The following is a 17,652-nucleotide window of genomic DNA, read 5'->3' as shown; positions in this document are numbered from 1 at the left end:
AAAGACCCAATCCGCAAGTGGGAAGGGGAGGCAGCTTTTGTGAGCAAACTGGCTTGCTTTGCCGTACGCGGTGTGATCGAAGGCTTCTACGGAACGCCCTGGACGCATGCAGAGCGGCTGGACATGATTGATTTTTTGCATCGGCACGATTACAATGCGTATTTCTACTCGCCCAAAGACGATGTATATTTGCGGGAGCGATGGATGGAGCCGCATCCGGAAGCGGCGATGCGCCAACTGGACGAATTGATCGCCAGCGCCCTGGGACGGGGCATGCAGTTTGTGTACTGTCTAAGCCCCGGCCTCAGCATGGAATATGCGAGTCCGGCCCACACGGAGCTGCTTTTGAAAAAATATCGGACGATGTACGACAAAGGCGTCCGGTATTTTTCCTTGTTGTTCGACGACATCCCGATGCACCTGCTGCATGAACGGGATGTCGCGCAGTTTGCCCACCTGGCAGATGCTCACGTGCAGACTACCCGGCGCGTCTGGGAGTCGATGCAGGAGTGGGGAGAGCCAGTCAAGCTGGTCGTCTGCCCGACCCAGTACAACGGCATTGGCAAAGAGCCGTACATCCAGCACCTGGGCCGGCATTTGCCCGAAGAGATTGACTTGTTCTGGACGGGGCGGTTTGTCTGCTCGCCGTACCTGACGGATGGCGATGCGGTTCGCTTCGGCGAATATACGGGGCACAAGCCGTTTTACTGGGATAACTACCCCGTCAACGACCTGGCGATGGCAAGCGAGCTGCATATCGGCCCATTGCGCCATCGCGACCCGGACTTGTGGCAGCACGCCGCAGGCTACGTGGCAAACGCGATGTCGCTGCCTGAATGCTCGAAAATTCCGTTGATGACGACGGCCGCCTATTTGCGCGATCCGCAAGGCTACGATCCGGACGCGGCCTGGAAGCAGGCGGTGGAGGAAGTGGCGGGCAAGGACGATGCCGAAGCGTTCTTCACGTTTGCCGACAATGTGCAAAGCTCGTTTTTGTGCGAAGGCGAGTCGCCGCGCCTGCTCGAAGCGTTTCTTGCTTTTCGCTTCCAGTTTTTGCAGGGAGATCGGAACAAGGCAGTCTCCGAGCTGACCTTGCTGTTTCGCGAGATGGAGCAAACCGCCCACCAGTTGCTCGGCGGGATGAGCAACCTCAAGCTCGCGAAGGAAGCGCGGCCGTGGATTGAAAAATACCGCCATTGGGCCAAAGTCGGCCAGTCTGCCGTCGCGCTAATCGACCACGGAACGAGCGGCAAAATCCCGCAAGCCGCCTACCACCTGCTGCGGCTCAAGCAGTGGATCAAGCGCACGGAGCGCTTGCCGCAAAAAGTGTGCGGACAGGTCATGCAGTTGTTTGTGGACGCGATCTTACAGGAGGTCAGAAAGAGCAACTGACCAAGCGGTTGCCTTGCTGGGGCTTTCAGCGTTTTCGCGAAAAAAGGTTCCTTTCCCTTGGGGGAGAAGGAACCTTTTTTGTGCAAGGCTGCGTCAATGGCTTGGGATTGGCACAGCCAATGTTTCGAATCAGTCAGGCCGACTCGCGGTCTTCCTTTGCCTTGCCTTTGCGCGAGCGCGCTTGCGCAAGCCACTGTCCGATCGGAAGCTCTGCCAAAATCATCCCGGTAAAAATCATCAGGCAGCCGATCAACTGTCTGCCGCTCAGTACCTCGTGGATAAAGACGTACGAAGTCAGCGCGGCGAACACAGGCTCCAGCGCGAAAATGAGCGCCACGCGTGTGGAGCTTGTTTGCTTTTGCAAAGCCGTCTGGGCCAAAAAGGCGAGGGCCGTTGCAAAGATCGAGGTGACGATCAACCCTGTCGCTACTTCCGGGATGAACAGGATCGCCGGATCAAACGCCCGGCTCCAGTCCTCGAAGAAAAAGGAGTAGAGCCAGCTCATGACCGCAACCGTCCCGAGCTGAACGATCGCAAGCGGCAATGCCGCGAAGCGCGGCGCGTATTTTCCGGTAAAGACGATCTGCATGGCGAAGCAAATCGCACAGCCGAACACGAGCGCGTCCCCCAGGTTGAACGAGAAGGTCTGATTTTGTGTCAAAAGATACAAGCCTGCTGCTGCGAGGATGACGCCGATCACCGCCACAGGCTTGATCCTGTCGCGCAAAAGCAAAAAGGCGAACAGCGGAACCAGTACGACAGACAAGCCCGTAATGAATCCGGCTTTGGAAGGCGTCGTGTACAAAAGGCCGACCGTTTGCAGCGCGTAACCGAGACAGAGCCAAAAGCCGAGGATGATCCCGGCGCGAACGATCGGGCCGCGGAATGCTGCGAGCTGGTGGCGAGAGCGAATCAGGAAAATGACGAGCAAAAACAGGGCGGCCACCGTGAAGCGAACAGCGTTGAACGTGTTAGGGGGCAGTGAGGCGATTGCCTGCTGCACGATCAAAAACGTGGTTCCCCAGACCAAAGCGATCAGAAGCAGCGTTATATCTGCCATCCATGGTTTTTTCAATGCTTCTTTTCTCTCCTCCCGGTTTGTTTACGAAACTTTATTTTTGTAGACGTATAGCCAGCATCATACGTGATTCGCAACGGGATTTCAAGCGGATTCGTGCGCCATTTGTCGCTTTTTGCCGCCGTTTGCAAGCTATGTTTTCGACTCTATCAGCGCCGAAAAGCGCGTTTCCGTTAATAAACTTTTCACAATTACTCGTGGCCGATTCGGGACATAATGTTATAATAATAGTGCATTTTACATATGGCGTATGCACGTATGTCATTCTGGGAGGACACTATGGATATTCTTTTGCTGGGCTTAAACTACAAAACGGCACCTGTCGAAGTTCGCGAAAAGTTTACATTCAGCGATGATGGGACTGCACGCGCTCTTCATCTTCTCTCCCAGACGAAGAGTATTGCGGAATGTGTCATCCTGGGGACATGTAACCGTACGGAACTGTATGTCGTCTGCGACCAGGCCAATATCGGCCGTGACTATACGCGCCGCTTTTTGGCGGAATGGTTCGGTGTGGAAAAAGAACGATTCAAAGATCACCTTTATATAAAAGAGAATGAACAGGCAATCGACCATTTGTTCAGAGTGTCTGCCGGTCTCGATTCGATGGTGATGGGAGAGACGCAAATTCTCGGACAAGTGCGCGACGCATTCCTGATGGCGCAAGAGCTGAAAACGACGGGAACGGTGTTCAACACGCTGTTCAAGCAAGCCATTACATTTGCCAAGCGCGCCCATACGGAGACGGCGATCGGACAAAACGCCGTATCGGTCAGCTATGCTGCCGTGGAGCTGGGGAAAAAGATTTTTGGCTCTTTCGCCGGGAAGTCCGTCCTGATTGTCGGAGCGGGCAAAATGAGCGAGCTGACAGCCAAGCATTTGCACGCCAACGGCTCCGAGCGAGTCATGGTAGCGAACCGCACGCTGGAGCGGGCACAGCTTTTGGCGGAAAAATTCAAAGGGGACTCCTGTACGATGGAGCAGTTGCCTGAGGCGCTGCTCACTGCCGACATCGTCATCAGCTCTACGGGAGCGACCGGATACGTCCTCGGCAAAAAGGATCTGGCGCCAATCATGAAGCAAAGAAAGCACCGTCCGCTGTTCATGGTGGACATCGCGGTTCCCCGCGACCTGAATCCTGACCTGCACGATCTGGATAATGTCTTTTTGTACGACATTGACGATCTGGAAGGAATCGTCGCGAGCAACGTCGCAGAGCGCTCGCGGGAAGCGGAGCGGCTGGATGCGATGATCGAAGAGGAGATTGTGGCCTTTACGACCTGGTACCAGACGCTGGGCGTAGCGCCGCTGATTGCCGCGCTGCGTGAAAAAACGCTCACCATCCAGGGTGAAGCGATGCGCAAGATAGAAAACAAGCTGCCGAACTTGACCGAGCGCGAAATGCACATCATCCGCAAGACGACCAAAGGGATCGTCAACCAGCTCATGCACGATCCGGTCGTGCGCCTGAAGGAAATGGCAGCTACCAAATACGGAGATGAAGTGCTGGACATTTTCACCAAGATGTTTGCCCTCGAAGAAATTTTGGAACGCAAAGAGCAGGAAGCGCTCTGGGCAGACGATACAAGCAAGCAGCCAGCAGCTCGCGAGCAGGTCCTGGCTTCCCGTGTGCCGAAATAAAGACCTTCTCTTCTTTGCAAAAACGATACTGCCATCGATAGAAACCGATAGGGAAAGAGGGGAGAGAGTGCATGGCCGAGGTGAGATGGATCTACGACCTGACGATCTTTCTCTACGCTGCAAGTGTTCTCTTCTATTTTAACGACTTCTTGCAAAGCAACCGGAAAGTCAATCGTTTGGCTTTCGGGTTGCTTATTGTCGTTTGGGCCTTGCAAACTGCTTTTTTTGTGTCGCAGACAGTGATGAAAGCTTATTTTCCTGTCATTACGCTGTTTGAGACGCTCTTTTTTTACTCCTGGGTGCTGGTAAGCCTATCACTTGCCTTACACTATTTTTTTCGCATTGATTTGCTGGTTTTTTTTACAAATATTATCGGCTTTGTCGTCCTGGTCATGTCGATGTTCCTGCCCGAGACGCCGATCGTCGCGGTATCGGATGTCTTGACCTCCGAGCTGCTCTTGACGCACGTGACGCTGGCGATGTTCAGCTATGGCGCGTTTTCGCTGTCGATGATCTTTTCCGCGATGTACCTCTTGCAGCATAAGATGCTCAAGGAGCGGCGCTGGACTCCGCTTCTGCGCAGGCTGCCCAGCCTGGACCAGTTGGAAGGCTACGCCTACCGGATGAACATGCTCGGCGTGCCGATGCTGCTGCTCTCGATTGTTCTGGGGATCATTTGGGGAAAAATGGTGTTGCCGGAGAAATTTTTGCTGGACTCCAAAGTAGTTACTTCCATGCTTGTCTTGGCCAGCTATTCGTTCTGGCTGTACAAACGCTATCGGGATACGCTGCAAATGCGCAGGCTCGCCCAGTGGAACGTCCTGGCGTTTTTGCTTCTGCTCATCAATTTTTTAGGCATTACGACTTCTACATTTCACAGCTGGTGGTAGTGGCTGTTCATCAAGGAGGCTGTCATGGGAAAATGGAAAGTAGGGACGCGTCGCAGCAAGCTGGCGCTCACCCAGACGAATTGGGTCGTACAAAAACTGAAAGAACTCGCGCCGCAGGCTGAGTTTGAGCTGCACGAAATCGTGACGAAGGGCGACCGCATTCTCGATGTGACGCTGTCCAAGGTTGGCGGAAAAGGGCTTTTTGTCAAAGAAATCGAACAGTCGCTGTACGATAAGGAAACGGATTTTGCCGTGCACAGCTTGAAGGACATGCCGGCTGAATTGCCGGAGGGCCTCGTGATCGGTGCGATTCCGAAGCGGGTTGACCCGCGGGACGTCCTCTTGTCCCTGGATGGCAAGACATTGGATGAACTGAAAGAAGGAGCGCTCGTGGGCACGAGCAGTCTGCGCCGCAGTGCGCAAATTCTCGCCCATCGCCCGGACATTCAGATCGAATCGCTTCGCGGCAACATTGATACGCGCATCCGCAAGTTGGAAGAAGGCAACTTCGATGCGATCATCCTGGCGGCAGCGGGACTTGCGCGCGTCAACTACGAAGGGAACATTTCGCAATTTTTGCCTGTGGAAATCAGCCTGCCAGCCGTCGGCCAGGGAGCGCTCGCCATCGAATGCCGCGCCGATGACGAAGAGACGCTGGCCCTGTTGAAGCAGCTCGACGACGAGCCGACGCGGCTGGCGGTGACAGCCGAGCGCAGCTTCCTGCACAAGCTGCAAGGCGGCTGCCAGGTTCCGATCGGGGCTTACGCGACGGTCGGAGAAGATAAGCAAATCACTTTGACCGGGATGGTCGGCTCGCCGGACGGAAAACAAATGTTCAAAAACACGGCGACTGGCCGCGATCCGCAGGCGCTCGGCGTGCAGGTAGCGGAAGCGCTTCTGGCGCAAGGAGCTGGCGAGGTGCTCGCACAGGTGCTGCGGGAGAACGAGCAATGACAGCCGTCGGATCGCGCGGGCCGCTTACGGGCAAGCGCATCATGGTGACGCGCGCGAAAAGCCAGGTGCAGGAGCTCGTGGACAAAATCGAGCGTTTGGGCGGAGGGGCGTATGCCTTTCCGCTCTTGAAAATGATCCCGCCCGCAGACAAAACAAAGCTCGACGAAGCGATCTCCGAGCTGCCGAGCTACGACTGGGTGATTTTTACCAGCGTCAATGGCGTGCGGTTTTTTCTGGAGCGCATGGAGCAGGTAGGAGTCGGCTTCGCGGCGTTTGCCGGGAAGATCGCGGCGGTCGGTCCCAAGACCGCGCAAGCGCTGACCAAGCACGGGCTTTCGGTTGCGGTCATTCCGTCCGATTACGTAGCGGAGGGCTTGCTTGCGAGCTTGCACGAGCAGCTTCAGCCGGGGCAGCGCGTGCTGCTGCCGCGGGCCGATATCGCCCGCAAGGCTTTGCCGGCAGAGCTGAAAGAGCTGGGGCTTGCCGTGACAGAGGTAGACGCCTACCAGACGGTCATCGACGGGTCACGGGCGCCGGAAGCGGCCCAACAGTTGCAAGAAGGCCGGATTGATGTCATTTTGTTTACCAGCTCATCTACCGTGACTCATTTCATCCAGGCGATGGCGCCGTTTGCCTCGCCAGGCTGGCTGGATCAGGTGCGGATTGCCTGCATCGGTCCGATCACTGCCGAGACAGCCAGAAAAAACGGGCTTGCCGTCGACGTGGTCGCGAGCGAGTACACCGTGGATGGACTGTTAGAAGCTTTACTAGAGAATCTGGGAGGGAATTGACATGGCACTAACATTTGATCGTCATCGCCGCTTGCGCAAAAGCGCGGCAATGCGCAATCTGGTACGGGAAAATCACGTTCGCGTGGAAGACCTGATTTACCCGCTGTTTGTAGTGGAAGGGACCGGCATCAAAAACGAGATTGCTTCCATGCCAGGCGTGTACCAGCTCTCTCTGGATATGTTGGCGGAAGAAATGAAGGAAATCGTGGAGCTGGGAATCCAGTCTGTTCTGATGTTCGGCGTACCGGAGCACAAGGACGCCTGCGGAACGGAAGCGTACAACGACGAGGCGATTACGCAGCAAGCCATCCGTCAGATCAAGGAAGCCCACCCGGAAATGATCGTGATTGCCGATACGTGCCTGTGTGAATACACCGATCACGGACATTGCGGCGTCATTCACGAGGGCGAAGTCGTCAATGACGAGACGCTTGCGCTTTTGGGCAAGACGGCAGTTTCCCAGGCAAAAGCCGGAGCGGACATCATCGCTCCATCCAACATGATGGACGGTTTCGTGATCGCCATTCGCGAAGCTTTGGACGAAGCGGGCTTCCAGCATATTCCGATCATGTCGTACGCAGTGAAATACGCGTCCTCCTTCTACGGACCATTTCGCGATGCAGCTGGTTCGACACCGCAGTTTGGCGATCGCAAGAGCTACCAGATGGACGCGGCCAACGCGCGCGAAGGACTGCGCGAAGCAGCTTCCGATGTGAAGGAAGGGGCAGACTTTTTGATCGTGAAGCCGGGCCTTGCCTTCATGGACATGGTGCTGCGCCTGCGCGAAAACTTCAACCTGCCGATCGTCGCCTACAATGTGAGCGCCGAGTATTCCATGGTCAAAGCCGCTGCGCAAAACGGCTGGATCGACGAAGAGCGGATCGTAATGGAAACGTTGGTGAGCTTCAAACGGGCTGGTGCGGACCTGATTATTACGTACCACGCCAAAGATGTAGCAAAATGGCTGGCGAGGTGAGGACGAGATGACAAGAGAAAAATCGACGCAGTTGTTTGCAGAAGCACAGCATTACATACCAGGCGGAGTGAACAGCCCGGTGCGGGCGTTCAAGAGCGTGGGCGGCAATCCGGTCTACATCGCCAAAGGGGAAGGCTCGCGAATTTTTGATGTGGACGGCAACAGCTACATTGATTACATCGGCTCCTGGGGGCCGCTCATTCTCGGACATGCGCATCCGCGCGTGCTGGCCGCGATTACGGAAGTGGCGGCACTTGGCACGAGTTTCGGTGCTCCGACAGAGCGCGAAACCGAGATGGCCAAGCTCGTATGTGAACTGGTTCCGTCCGTAGAAGTCGTGCGCATGGTCAACTCCGGTACAGAGGCGACGATGAGCGCCCTGCGTCTCGCGCGCGGCTATACGAAGCGCAACAAAATCATGAAGTTCGAAGGCTGTTACCACGGCCATGCGGACAGTTTGCTGATTAAAGCAGGCTCCGGTGTCGCGACGCTCGGTCTGCCGGACAGCCCGGGCGTGCCAGAAGGAACGGCGTTGAATACGATCACGGTGCCGTACAACGACCTGGACAGCGTGAAGCTCGCCTTCGAAACGTTCGGCGACGACCTGGCGGCTGTCATCGTTGAGCCAATTGGCGGCAACATGGGTGTCGTTCCGCCACAGCCCGGCTTTTTGGAAGGGCTGCGCGAAATTACCGCGAAATACGGCACGCTGCTCATTTTCGATGAAGTCATGACGGGCTTCCGCGTAGCGCTTGGCGGCGCCCAGCAGTTGTACGGCATCACGCCTGACCTGACGACGATGGGCAAAGTCATCGGCGGCGGTCTTCCGGTCGGGGCCTACGGCGGTAAGCGGGAGATCATGCAGCAGATTGCTCCGGCAGGACCGATCTACCAGGCGGGAACTCTTTCCGGCAACCCGCTGGCGATGGCGGCAGGCTTGACCACGCTGCAAGAGCTGAGCAGGCCGGGTGCGTATGAGTATCTGGAAAAATTGTCGGCGCGCCTCGGCGAAGGACTCGCAGAAAATGCGCGCAAGCTGGGGATCCCGCACACGCTCAACCGGGTAGGCTCCATGGTGTGCCTGTTCTTCACCGACACGCCTGTCATCAACTACGAAACGGCGAAAACGGCCGATCTGGAGCGCTTTTCCGCCTACTTCAGCCACTTGCTGGACGAAGGCGTCATGATCCCGCCGTCCCAGTTCGAGGGAATGTTCGTTTCGCTGGCGCATACCGAGGAAGATATCGAACGCACGATCGAAGCGAGCTACCGCGCTATGCAAAAAACGTTGGAAGCGTAAAGCGTGTACGAAAAACATAAGCAAGCACCTCCTGTCGGAAGGCAGGAGGTGTTTTTTTTCTGTAAAAAAACCCGTCATCTAGCAGGAATTGGCAGGGCGTCTGAGAATACAGTAGCGACGGTTCCTTCCCCTCCGCTAAAAGATGAGGGATCAACACCTGTTTTTCCTTTTGGCCAAAGGTCTTGTTCTTTTTGGTTTCACCATTCAGAACCCAAGTCCGTATGATGTAAAAAATGCAGGGACGAGGTGTACGAGTGGTGAGACTGAAGTGGCGCTATCGAAAGCGCCTGCGTAAAAAGTATGGCCGACTGATCTGGAAGGTGAAAAATCGCAAGGGGCGAAAAGGCTTTTTCAAGTCGACCGTTCATCGGTATCCTCGCAGAAATTACCGCATTCTCGTTGCCAACGAGTACATTGCCGCCCACCTGGCGAAAAGTCTCGGCTTGCCTGTGGCGCGAGTCATTCAGGCCCATGTGCGCGGACCGCGCGGCCGGATCAAGCGCGGCCTCATTTCGATGCAGGCCAAGGGCGGCCAGGTCATTCCGTGGAAAAAGGCGAAAAAGAAGCTGCTGAAAAAGCCGCACAAGTACGTCAAGCAGGCCAAAAAGCTGGCCCGCCTGGTCGCTTTTGACGCCTGGATTCTCAATCCGGACCGATCCGACCGCAACCTGATTCTCCACAAGAAAAAGTCGGGGAAGAAGTACAAGTGGTACGGAATCGATCATGGGATTTCCTTGTTTGGTAATCCTACTAAATGGAATCTCCGGCGGGCCAAGAAGAAGTTTTCCTGCAAAAAAGCCTACAAGTTTTGCCTGCATTCCGGCGACAAGAAAAAGCAGCGCATTCCGAGAGGCTTGAAGCGGTTTACGCGCGACAACCGCAAGCAACTGGGGAAAATGGTGAAAAAGATTCAGGCGATGCCTAAAGGAAAGCTGAAAAAGGCAATCAGAAGAGTACCGAAAGGGTTGCTGACCAAAGCAGAAAAAAAGTTCATCCAAAAAGTGCTGCTCTGCCGCCGCAAGCACCTGAAAAAAGCGTTGAAGCGAGTTTCCAAGCATTTTGCCTGAACCGCGCTCTGCCAGGCGGTCGCTGTCAGCTTCCGGCGTGGGCGTCCAGCTCCCGTTCTACAAAGCTGTCCAGTTCGTCCATGACCGACTGCAATACGGCCAGAGAACGGGAAACATCAAGTCCCACGTCCAAGGAATGCTTGGCCCCGTCAGGAAGATAAAGACGAACGTTTGGCCTGGAGGAGGCTATTTTTTCAAGCGCAGTTGGCTGGTAGTAAGGGTCTTGCGTGCCGGAGACAAGCAGTACTTGCTGCTTGACAGAGAGCAGATCGGCTACGAGCGATTCCTCTGTCAGCAAGGGCGTCAACAGAACGGCTGACGTGCGGGAAAACGCAGAGGCATGGAGCAGGCCGCACGCAATCGGAATCGTCCCGATAGACTTTCCGAGGAAAAAAATTTGTTCGTACGCCCGCTTGCCGAGCACATGAGAGACAAGCCGCTTTGCGTCTGCTTGCAGCCACGCGCTTTTTTCGGCGAATGGACTGTTCCAAAAGGCCGCGTTGTCTTGTCCGAACGAATAGTGTACGTGGACGATATCTACCTGCTTGCGCAAAAAAAGCATCGTCGAATAGTACAAATACGGTTTGTCGAAGGAATAGCTGGCGCCGGGAAAGAAAAAGCAAAGTGCGCGGGACGGTGACTCGCCCGCCTGGATCAAGGTATAAGGAATGCTCTGTCCATCTGGGCCGGCGACGGAATCTGCTATTGTCTGAATCAACGAGTCAAGCACCTCTCTTTACCAAATTCGGTTGTGGGCATTTTTTTCAATCATACAGACAGCAAAATCTGCTGGCAAGCAAAAAAGACGGAAACGAAAGCAGAAAGGAGCAGATTCAGATGAAAAAAGAAGCACAACTGACAAACGGCGTCAAGCTCGCGTATGTGGAGGAAGGAGCAGGGGAGCCGCTCATCTTGCTGCACGGCTTCTGCGGCAGCCTGCATTATTGGGACAAGCTGGTGCCGCTGTTGGCCCGCTCGCATCGCGTGATCGCCGTCGATTTGCGCGGCCACGGACATAGCTCCGCGCCGGATGAAGCGTATTCGATGGAACGGTTCGCCGAAGACATTGCGCTTTTTGCAGCGGCAGCGGGTCTGGACAAGTTCCACCTGTTCGGGCACTCGCTCGGCGGCTACATTACGCTCGCTTTTGCCGAAAACTACGCGGACAAGCTGCTCAGCTTCGGACTGGTTCATTCCACGCCATATCCCGACGACGAGGCGGCCAAGGCCAATCGCAACAAAGGAGCCGACAGCATTCGCGAACACGGCATGGAGCCGTTTATCAAGGCGCTCGTCCCCAAACTGTTTGCCCCGCAGCATGTCGCGTCGATGACAGCGGAAGTCCAGGCTGCCAAAGAAATAGGCGTCGCGACCAGCCCGATCGGGGCGATTCAGACGTTGTATGCCATGCGCGATCGAAAAGACCACAATCACGTCCTGCGGGAAACGACGCTCCCAGTGCTGTTGGTCGCAGGCGCAGAGGACCAGATCATTCCGGTAGCCAAAACGTTTACGGTACAAAAAAGCAACGTTGTCGAAGCGCTTTTGCCGGATGCAGGGCACATGGGAATGCTCGAAGCGCCGGAACAGCTTGCCGAAGCGATCGGCGGCTTTGTCGAAAACAACAGGAAAAGCGCACCATTGTCCTAGCAAATTTTGCTATAATAAAAAAGATATCCTATCTATTTTTCCATATACGAGAGGGGAATTAGAGAATGAAAAAAGCACGTCGAATTATGATGACAGCGTTTGCATCTGTCGTATTTGCATCGCTCTTGTCTACCTCTGCACTCGCGGCTCCGCTGCATCCGGTCAAGCACGTGGACTGGATGGTGAAAAAAGCGATCGTCACCGCCGGACAAAATGGCGATTTGGCTCTGGATCGCGCTGTTACGCTTGCGGAGGCAGCGGTTGTTTTCTCCAAGCTCAAAGGCGCACAAATCGGGGCAGCAGCAAAAGGCGCGCACTGGGCGACTCCTTATCTGGACTGGGCAAAAGGACAGGGCGCGGTAAGCCAGGACGACTTCAAAAATCCGGGTCAAGTGCTGACCTCCGCGAAGCTGGCGCAAGTGGCCGAAAAGCTCGGCTACAAAATCGCGCTCGACAATAAAGCGACCGTGACGCGCGGCGAATTTTTCCAGGCGTTGGGCGATGCGGCAACGACCCACATCACGATCGCGCATACAAACGATACGCATGGACACATCCAGGAAGACAAAACGCAAAAGGAATACGGCTTTGCCAAAATCGCGACCTTGCTGAAGGAATGGCGCGCGGAAAACGACAACTTCCTCTTGCTGGACGCGGGTGATACGTTCCAAGGCACCATTTTCGTGAACCAGTTCAAAGGAGAGTCTGTCGTTCCGATCCTGAACAGCCTCGATTACAACGTGATGGCTGCGGGCAACCACGAGTTTGACTTCGGCTACGAGCAACTGCTTAAGCTGCGCGACATGCTGGAGCATCCGGTCATTTCCGCAAACGTGTTCAAGGCGGATGGCAAAGAGCTGCTGTTGCCGACCTTCAAGGCGGAAATCGGCGGCAAAAAGTTCGGGTTCGTCGGCTTTGTCGCGGAAGACACGCCTGTGCTGACACACCCTGACAACGTCAAGGGCCTGACCTTCAAAAATCCGGTCGAGGTAGCGAAAGTCGTTGTCCCTGAGCTGAAAAAAGAAGTAGATCACGTCATCGTCGTTTCCCACATCGGGGTGGACGTAGACCGCGAAATCGCGAAAAACGTGCCTGGCATCGACCTGATCGTCGGCGGCCACTCCCATACTCCGCTGACAACGCCTGAGCTGGTAAACGGCACCTACATCGTCCAAGACTGGGAGTACGGCAAATCGCTCGGACGCGCTGACCTGTACTATTTGGGCAAAGAGCTGGTAGCGTTCAGCGGCGGTCTGAAAGAATACGATGAATCCGTCGTGGCAGACCCGGAAATTGACAAAATGGTTCAGGAAATTGTGAAAAAAATTGATACCGTCATGAATGTGGTGATTGCGAAATCCGAGGTTCCGCTCGATGGCGACCGCACGCTTGTCCGGGCGAAGGAAACGAACGTCGGCAACCTGATTACCGACATCATGCTCGAGCGCACGCAATCCATCAAAGGATACGAAGCGGATGTAGCGCTGGCAAATGGCGGCGGTATCCGCACGCAGCTTGCGGCAGGCGACATCACGAAAAAAGACTTGTACACGCTGCTTCCGTTCGAAAACAACACGCTGGCAATCGTGGAAGTGACAGGGGCAGAGCTGAAGCAAGCGCTGGAGAACGGCGTGAGCCAGGTGGGAACAGGCGCAGGACGCTTCCCGCAAATCAGCGGCATGAGCTTTACGTACAACCCGACCAAGCCTGCAGGCGAGCGTGTTCTGGAAGTGAAGGTTGGCGACAAGCCGCTTGATCTGACCAAAACGTACAAAGTCGCGACCATCGACTTTTTGGCAGCAGGTGGAGACGGCTATGAATCGTTCAAAAAGCCGTTCTTCAACACAGGCTTGTCCATGTACAGCATCGTGGAAGAAGGTCTGATGAAGCGCAAAGTGGTCAATCCGAAAGTAGAAGGCCGCATCGTCGAAGTAAAATAAGCTGGCAGGGAAAACATGCGTGTGAGAGAGGACAGGGAGAAAAGCCGGCTCCCTGTCCTCTTATATCATAAAGTACCTTGCAATATACAGTACCTCTTTGGTAAGCTTTGACATGGGTGATGTGCATTGAACGTACAGTTTAAAAAAGGGGTCCTGGAGCTGTGTGTTCTCGTTTTGACAGCGAAGCAGGACAGATACGGCTACGAACTGGTTGCGAGCATCTCGGAGCGGTTTCATATCGCCGAAGGGACGGTGTATCCTTTGCTGCGGCGCTTGACCCAGGAAGGCTTTTTCATAACCTATTTGGCAGAGTCGCAAGAAGGGCCGCCGCGAAAATATTATCAGCTAACGGAGCGGGGGAGACAGTACATGAACGATCTCGTGCTGGAATGGCGAATATTCAATCGCGGCGTCAACGAAATGATAGAGGAGGGACTGGGCTATGACAAGGCGTGAGTTTATGGACGAGTTGGGGGCATTGCTTGGCGATTTGCCGGACAAGGAGCGTCTGGACATTCTCGCTGATTATACCGAACATTTTTTGATCGGGATCAAGCAGGGGAAAAGCGAACACGAAATTGCCGACAGCCTGGGCAGCCCCAAAGCGCTGGCGAGAGAGCTGCTTGCGGGCTACCGGATCGATCAGGCGCAGTCCAATGCGTCCGTGGGCAACATGTCCAGAGCGATCATTGCCACGATCAGTTTGGGCTTTTTCAACCTCGTGTTCGTCCTGGGGCCGTTTTTCGCGCTGATCGGCGTGCTGATCGCCTGCTACGCCGTCTCCTTGTCGCTTTTGGTGGCGCCGCTCGGCATTTTGATGGAATACGGGTTTCCCGCGCCGTCTCAGGAACGGCTTTTGCTTTTGTTCGGAAGTCTCGTTTCGCTTGGGCTGGGGGGAATGCTGGCGGTAGGCTTGCTGCGGCTGACGAAGTGGCTGTACCGTCTGTTTCTGAAGTATCTGCAGTTTAACGTGCAGATGATTAGGGGGAAATAAGATGAAGAATTGGGGAAAAAAGCTGTTCGGCATAAGCTTGCTGCTGTTTGTCGTGGGAGTGTGCGGGCTCGTCTGGCTGTTTGCCAAGCAGGAGCACTTCGCGTTTTCCTTAAAGAAAATAGAGGAGCAGCGCATCATCGAGCAGCCGTTCAAGGCGGTGGCCGTAGAGACGGGAACAGCGGATCTCGTCATCACGCCTACGAAAGCGGCACAAGCGACCGTGCGTCTGACAGGGGAAATCTCGGAGCAGCAAAAGGAACGGCTGCAATGGACGAGCGAGGTCACGGAAGACGGAACCTTGCGCGTCCAGGTGCAGGAAAAGCTGCACGTCAGCCTGTTTTATCTAGGTAGCGGGGAGTTGAAGCTGGAAATCATGCTGCCGGAAAAAGAGTACGAGAGCATCCGGCTGGAAACGGCTACGGGGGATATCAAAAGCGGAGCGCTCACGGCGAAAACGGGGGAAGTGTCGTCCAGCACAGGTGATGTCGATTTGACCGGGTATGCCGGAGAGCGCCTGGACGTGCGGACAGATACGGGCGATCTGAAGCTGGCCGGTATTCGCGCCAGCCTGAACATCGACAGCTCCACGGGCGAAATCGACAAACTCGTCTTGCCCGAGTTGACGCGCGATGTAACCGTGCGCACGGATACGGGCGATGTGCGGATTGCGGTGGAAAAGCAGCCGGAAGCAGCGCAGTTGGAGCTGGCATCCGACGTGGGCGACATCGAGGTCAAATGGGCCACCCTTTCCTATGCGAAAAGAGAAGAGCAAAACATCAAGGCTTCCGTAGGGACTGGCGGTCCAAAGCTGTCCGTGAAGACTTCTACGGGAGATATCCGCATTCAATAGAAGAAGTTTGGCAACAATGATGGATAGGATTGGAAACGCGCGAAACGAAAAGATTTTGACACAAAAGAGCCATTACTTGTCGAATGCCCAGTGGTATCATATTGGTGGGGTAGATTATTGTGCAAAGAGAGGTTTATTCATGACTTCCAAACCATTTAACGATACGTTTTTGAAAGCATGCCGCAAAGAGGCGACAGAGCGTGTCCCTGTCTGGTACATGCGCCAAGCCGGACGCTATCAGCCCGAATACCGCGCCATCCGCGCGAAGTATAGCTTTTTTGAGATGAACTACATACCGGAAGTATGCGCCGAAGTGACCCGTCTGCCTGTCGAGCAGTTGGGCGTGGATGCTGCGATTTTGTTTGCCGACATCATGACGCCGCTAAAGCCGATTGGAGTCGACGTGAACATCGAGTCGGGAATTGGGCCTGTGATCGGCAATCCGATTGAATCGTTGGCGGATGTAGAGCGTCTGCTTGATCTGGAGCCGGAAACGCACGTGCCGTATATTTTGGAATCGATCAAGCTGTTGCGCGAGCAGTTGTCTGTTCCGCTGATCGGCTTTGCGGGAGCGCCATTCACGCTCGCCAGCTACATGATCGAGGGCGGTCCTTCCAAGCATTACCACAAGACAAAGGCGTTCATGTACACCGAACCTGCTGCGTGGCAGGCATTGATGGAAAAGCTCGGCGACATGACGATCACCTATCTGAAGGCACAGATCAAGGCCGGCGCCCAAGCGGTACAGGTGTTTGACTCCTGGGTAGGCGCATTGAACGACGAAGATTACCGCGAGTACATAACGCCTGTGATGACGCGAATTTTCCAGGCGCTGAAAGAAACCGGAGTGCCGACGATCTACTTCGGAATCGGGGCAGGCCATCTTTTGCTGGATTGGAACCGCTTGCCTGTCGATGTTGTCGGTCTGGACTGGCGCACCTCGATTACGACTGCGCGCAACATGGGCGTGACCAAGACGTTGCAGGGCAACCTCGACCCGACGCTGTTGCTTGCTCCGTGGGAGAAGCTCGAAGCCAAAGCAAAAGAAATTCTCGACGAAGGCACGAAGCAGCCGGGATTCATTTTCAATCTGGGGCACGGTGTATTCCCTGACGCCAAAGTAGAAACGTTGCAAAAACTGACCGCATTCATCCATAGCTACAAAAGGGACGTGTGACCAGGAGGGGTATGAGATGTCAAAGCCAAAAACAGGGCTTTTGCTGATGGCGTATGGAACGCCGCGCAGTCCAGAAGAAATTGAGCCGTACTACACGCACATTCGCCGTGGCCGCAAGCCGCCGCAGGAGCTGCTTGACGACCTGCGGGCGCGCTATGAGGCGGTAGACGGCCTGAATCGGTTTGCGGACATCACGGACGAGCAGGTGCGCGCGCTGGAGCGGGAAATGAACGAGCGCTACCCGGACCGGGAGTTTGTCGGCTACCTGGGGCTGAAGCATATTGAGCCGTTCGTGGAGGATGCGGTGGAGCAAATGAAGCGCGACGGGATTACCGAGGCGATCAGCCTGGTGCTCGCTCCGCATTACTCCAGCTACAGCGTCAAAGAATACAACGGCAGAGCTTGCGAGCATTCGCAAGCGATCGGCGGACCGACAATCAAGAGCATCGACAGTTGGTACAGGGAGCCGGGCTTCATTGAGTACTGGGCAAAAGCGATCGAGGACACGTTTGCCTCGATGCCAGCCGAAGAACGCGAACAAGCCGTAGTCATCTTCTCCGCGCACAGCCTGCCGGAAAAAATCTTGAAATCCGGGGACCCGTATCCGCAGCAACTGGAGGATACCGCCAAGCTGATCGCCGAGCAGGCAGGGATTGCCCGGTACGCCATCGGCTGGCAGAGCGCCGGCAATACGCCGGAGCCGTGGCTCGGCCCGGACGTCCAGGATTTGACGCGAGAGCTGTACGAGGCGCATGGCTACCGCTCCTTTGTCTACTGCCCGGTCGGCTTCGTAGCGGAGCATCTGGAAGTTTTGTACGACAACGATATGGAGTGCAAGGCAGTAACGGAAGAGCTGGGTGTTCATTACCATCGTCCGCCGATGCCTAACGCCAGACCTGCGTTTATCTCCTGTCTGGCTGATGCCGTCGGGAAAAAGCTGGCGAACTAGGGG

The 17,652-nt window shown here is 55.3% G+C and carries 17 protein-coding genes; 15 read left to right on the top strand and 2 right to left on the bottom strand.

Features of this window, described 5'->3' with window-relative positions; genetic code table 11:
• Nucleotides 1-39: 39 nt before the first annotated feature.
• The gene (locus AC27IT_RS03575) at nucleotides 40-1,392 is read left to right on the top strand and encodes a protein O-GlcNAcase (protein ID WP_005826539.1); all 1,353 of its coding nucleotides are present in this window, start codon (nucleotides 40-42) and stop codon (nucleotides 1,390-1,392) included.
• 133 nt (nucleotides 1,393-1,525) lie between these two features.
• On the opposite strand, the gene AC27IT_RS03570 is transcribed toward AC27IT_RS03575, so the two are convergent.
• Nucleotides 1,526-2,467 (bottom strand): DMT family transporter, encoded by a 942-nt coding sequence (locus AC27IT_RS03570; protein ID WP_487091596.1) that lies wholly within the window; start codon nucleotides 2,465-2,467, stop codon nucleotides 1,526-1,528.
• A gap of 282 nt (nucleotides 2,468-2,749) precedes the next feature.
• On the opposite strand from AC27IT_RS03570, the gene hemA reads away from it, so the two are divergent.
• The 7 genes from hemA (at nucleotide 2,750) to AC27IT_RS03535 (ending at nucleotide 10,089) form a co-directional block, all read left to right on the top strand.
• Nucleotides 2,750-4,111: a glutamyl-tRNA reductase gene (gene hemA, locus AC27IT_RS03565; RefSeq protein WP_487091595.1), complete on the top strand. Its 1,362-nt coding sequence runs from the start codon at nucleotides 2,750-2,752 to the stop codon at nucleotides 4,109-4,111.
• A gap of 71 nt (nucleotides 4,112-4,182) precedes the next feature.
• Nucleotides 4,183-5,001, top strand: a complete 819-nt coding sequence (locus AC27IT_RS03560; protein ID WP_005826536.1) for a cytochrome C assembly family protein — start codon at nucleotides 4,183-4,185, stop codon at nucleotides 4,999-5,001.
• 24 nt (nucleotides 5,002-5,025) lie between these two features.
• Entirely contained in the window at nucleotides 5,026-5,955 is a 930-nt protein-coding gene (hemC, locus tag AC27IT_RS03555) for a hydroxymethylbilane synthase (RefSeq protein ID WP_122952966.1), read from the top strand.
• Nucleotides 5,952-6,746, top strand: a complete 795-nt coding sequence (locus AC27IT_RS03550) for a uroporphyrinogen-III synthase (RefSeq protein WP_007782471.1) — start codon at nucleotides 5,952-5,954, stop codon at nucleotides 6,744-6,746. Before hemC ends, AC27IT_RS03550 begins: the two co-directional genes overlap by 4 nt.
• A 1-nt stretch (nucleotide 6,747) precedes the next feature.
• Nucleotides 6,748-7,722 (top strand): porphobilinogen synthase, encoded by a 975-nt coding sequence (gene hemB / locus AC27IT_RS03545; protein WP_005826533.1) that lies wholly within the window; start codon nucleotides 6,748-6,750, stop codon nucleotides 7,720-7,722.
• Nucleotides 7,723-7,729: 7 nt separating this feature from the next.
• Nucleotides 7,730-9,022, top strand: coding sequence for a glutamate-1-semialdehyde 2,1-aminomutase (gene hemL, locus AC27IT_RS03540; RefSeq protein ID WP_005826532.1), 1,293 nt, complete (start codon nucleotides 7,730-7,732; stop codon nucleotides 9,020-9,022).
• Between the two features lie 257 nt (nucleotides 9,023-9,279).
• A complete protein-coding gene (locus tag AC27IT_RS03535; RefSeq protein ID WP_283859003.1) occupies nucleotides 9,280-10,089 on the top strand; it encodes a HipA family kinase in 810 nt (269 codons plus the stop codon).
• 25 nt (nucleotides 10,090-10,114) lie between these two features.
• Here AC27IT_RS03535 and AC27IT_RS03530 read toward each other — a convergent pair whose 3' ends face one another.
• Nucleotides 10,115-10,807 carry an alpha/beta hydrolase gene (locus AC27IT_RS03530; RefSeq protein ID WP_005826529.1) on the bottom strand — a complete coding sequence of 231 codons (693 nt, stop codon included), beginning with the start codon at nucleotides 10,805-10,807 and terminating at the stop codon, nucleotides 10,115-10,117.
• Nucleotides 10,808-10,926: 119 nt separating this feature from the next.
• On the opposite strand from AC27IT_RS03530, the gene AC27IT_RS03525 reads away from it, so the two are divergent.
• From AC27IT_RS03525 to hemH, 7 genes are all read left to right on the top strand, one after another.
• Nucleotides 10,927-11,739, top strand: a complete 813-nt coding sequence (locus AC27IT_RS03525) for an alpha/beta fold hydrolase (protein ID WP_487091594.1) — start codon at nucleotides 10,927-10,929, stop codon at nucleotides 11,737-11,739.
• Between the two features lie 65 nt (nucleotides 11,740-11,804).
• Entirely contained in the window at nucleotides 11,805-13,679 is a 1,875-nt protein-coding gene (locus AC27IT_RS03520; protein WP_005826525.1) for a bifunctional metallophosphatase/5'-nucleotidase, read from the top strand.
• Between the two features lie 126 nt (nucleotides 13,680-13,805).
• The gene (locus tag AC27IT_RS03515; protein ID WP_005826524.1) at nucleotides 13,806-14,135 is read left to right on the top strand and encodes a PadR family transcriptional regulator; all 330 of its coding nucleotides are present in this window, start codon (nucleotides 13,806-13,808) and stop codon (nucleotides 14,133-14,135) included.
• Entirely contained in the window at nucleotides 14,122-14,673 is a 552-nt protein-coding gene (locus tag AC27IT_RS03510) for an HAAS signaling domain-containing protein (protein ID WP_005826522.1), read from the top strand. Before AC27IT_RS03515 ends, AC27IT_RS03510 begins: the two co-directional genes overlap by 14 nt.
• A 1-nt stretch (nucleotide 14,674) precedes the next feature.
• Nucleotides 14,675-15,523, top strand: coding sequence for a DUF4097 family beta strand repeat-containing protein (locus AC27IT_RS03505; RefSeq protein WP_487091593.1), 849 nt, complete (start codon nucleotides 14,675-14,677; stop codon nucleotides 15,521-15,523).
• A gap of 139 nt (nucleotides 15,524-15,662) precedes the next feature.
• Nucleotides 15,663-16,700, top strand: coding sequence for a uroporphyrinogen decarboxylase (hemE, locus tag AC27IT_RS03500; RefSeq protein ID WP_005826518.1), 1,038 nt, complete (start codon nucleotides 15,663-15,665; stop codon nucleotides 16,698-16,700).
• Between the two features lie 16 nt (nucleotides 16,701-16,716).
• A complete protein-coding gene (hemH, locus tag AC27IT_RS03495; RefSeq protein ID WP_025847013.1) occupies nucleotides 16,717-17,649 on the top strand; it encodes a ferrochelatase in 933 nt (310 codons plus the stop codon).
• The last annotated feature ends 3 nt before the right edge of the window (nucleotides 17,650-17,652 follow it).

The organism is Brevibacillus sp. YAE8, assembly GCF_057543335.1.
The sequence above is the reverse complement of the archived record's forward strand: the minus strand, read 5'-3'. Positions and strand labels throughout refer to the sequence as shown.

Bases quoted from the DNA above. Each gene is read 5' to 3' on its own strand.
- hemA (WP_487091595.1), top strand. From the start codon at position 2,750: ATGGATATTCTTTTGCTGGGCTTAAACTACAAAACGGCACCTGTCGAA.
- AC27IT_RS03560 (WP_005826536.1), top strand. From the start codon at position 4,183: ATGGCCGAGGTGAGATGGATCTACGACCTGACGATCTTTCTCTACGCT.
- hemC (WP_122952966.1), top strand. From the start codon at position 5,026: ATGGGAAAATGGAAAGTAGGGACGCGTCGCAGCAAGCTGGCGCTCACC.
- AC27IT_RS03550 (WP_007782471.1), top strand. From the start codon at position 5,952: ATGACAGCCGTCGGATCGCGCGGGCCGCTTACGGGCAAGCGCATCATG.
- hemB (WP_005826533.1), top strand. From the start codon at position 6,748: ATGGCACTAACATTTGATCGTCATCGCCGCTTGCGCAAAAGCGCGGCA.
- hemL (WP_005826532.1), top strand. From the start codon at position 7,730: ATGACAAGAGAAAAATCGACGCAGTTGTTTGCAGAAGCACAGCATTAC.
- AC27IT_RS03525 (WP_487091594.1), top strand. From the start codon at position 10,927: ATGAAAAAAGAAGCACAACTGACAAACGGCGTCAAGCTCGCGTATGTG.
- AC27IT_RS03520 (WP_005826525.1), top strand. From the start codon at position 11,805: ATGAAAAAAGCACGTCGAATTATGATGACAGCGTTTGCATCTGTCGTA.
- AC27IT_RS03510 (WP_005826522.1), top strand. From the start codon at position 14,122: ATGACAAGGCGTGAGTTTATGGACGAGTTGGGGGCATTGCTTGGCGAT.
- AC27IT_RS03505 (WP_487091593.1), top strand. From the start codon at position 14,675: ATGAAGAATTGGGGAAAAAAGCTGTTCGGCATAAGCTTGCTGCTGTTT.
- hemE (WP_005826518.1), top strand. From the start codon at position 15,663: ATGACTTCCAAACCATTTAACGATACGTTTTTGAAAGCATGCCGCAAA.
- hemH (WP_025847013.1), top strand. From the start codon at position 16,717: ATGTCAAAGCCAAAAACAGGGCTTTTGCTGATGGCGTATGGAACGCCG.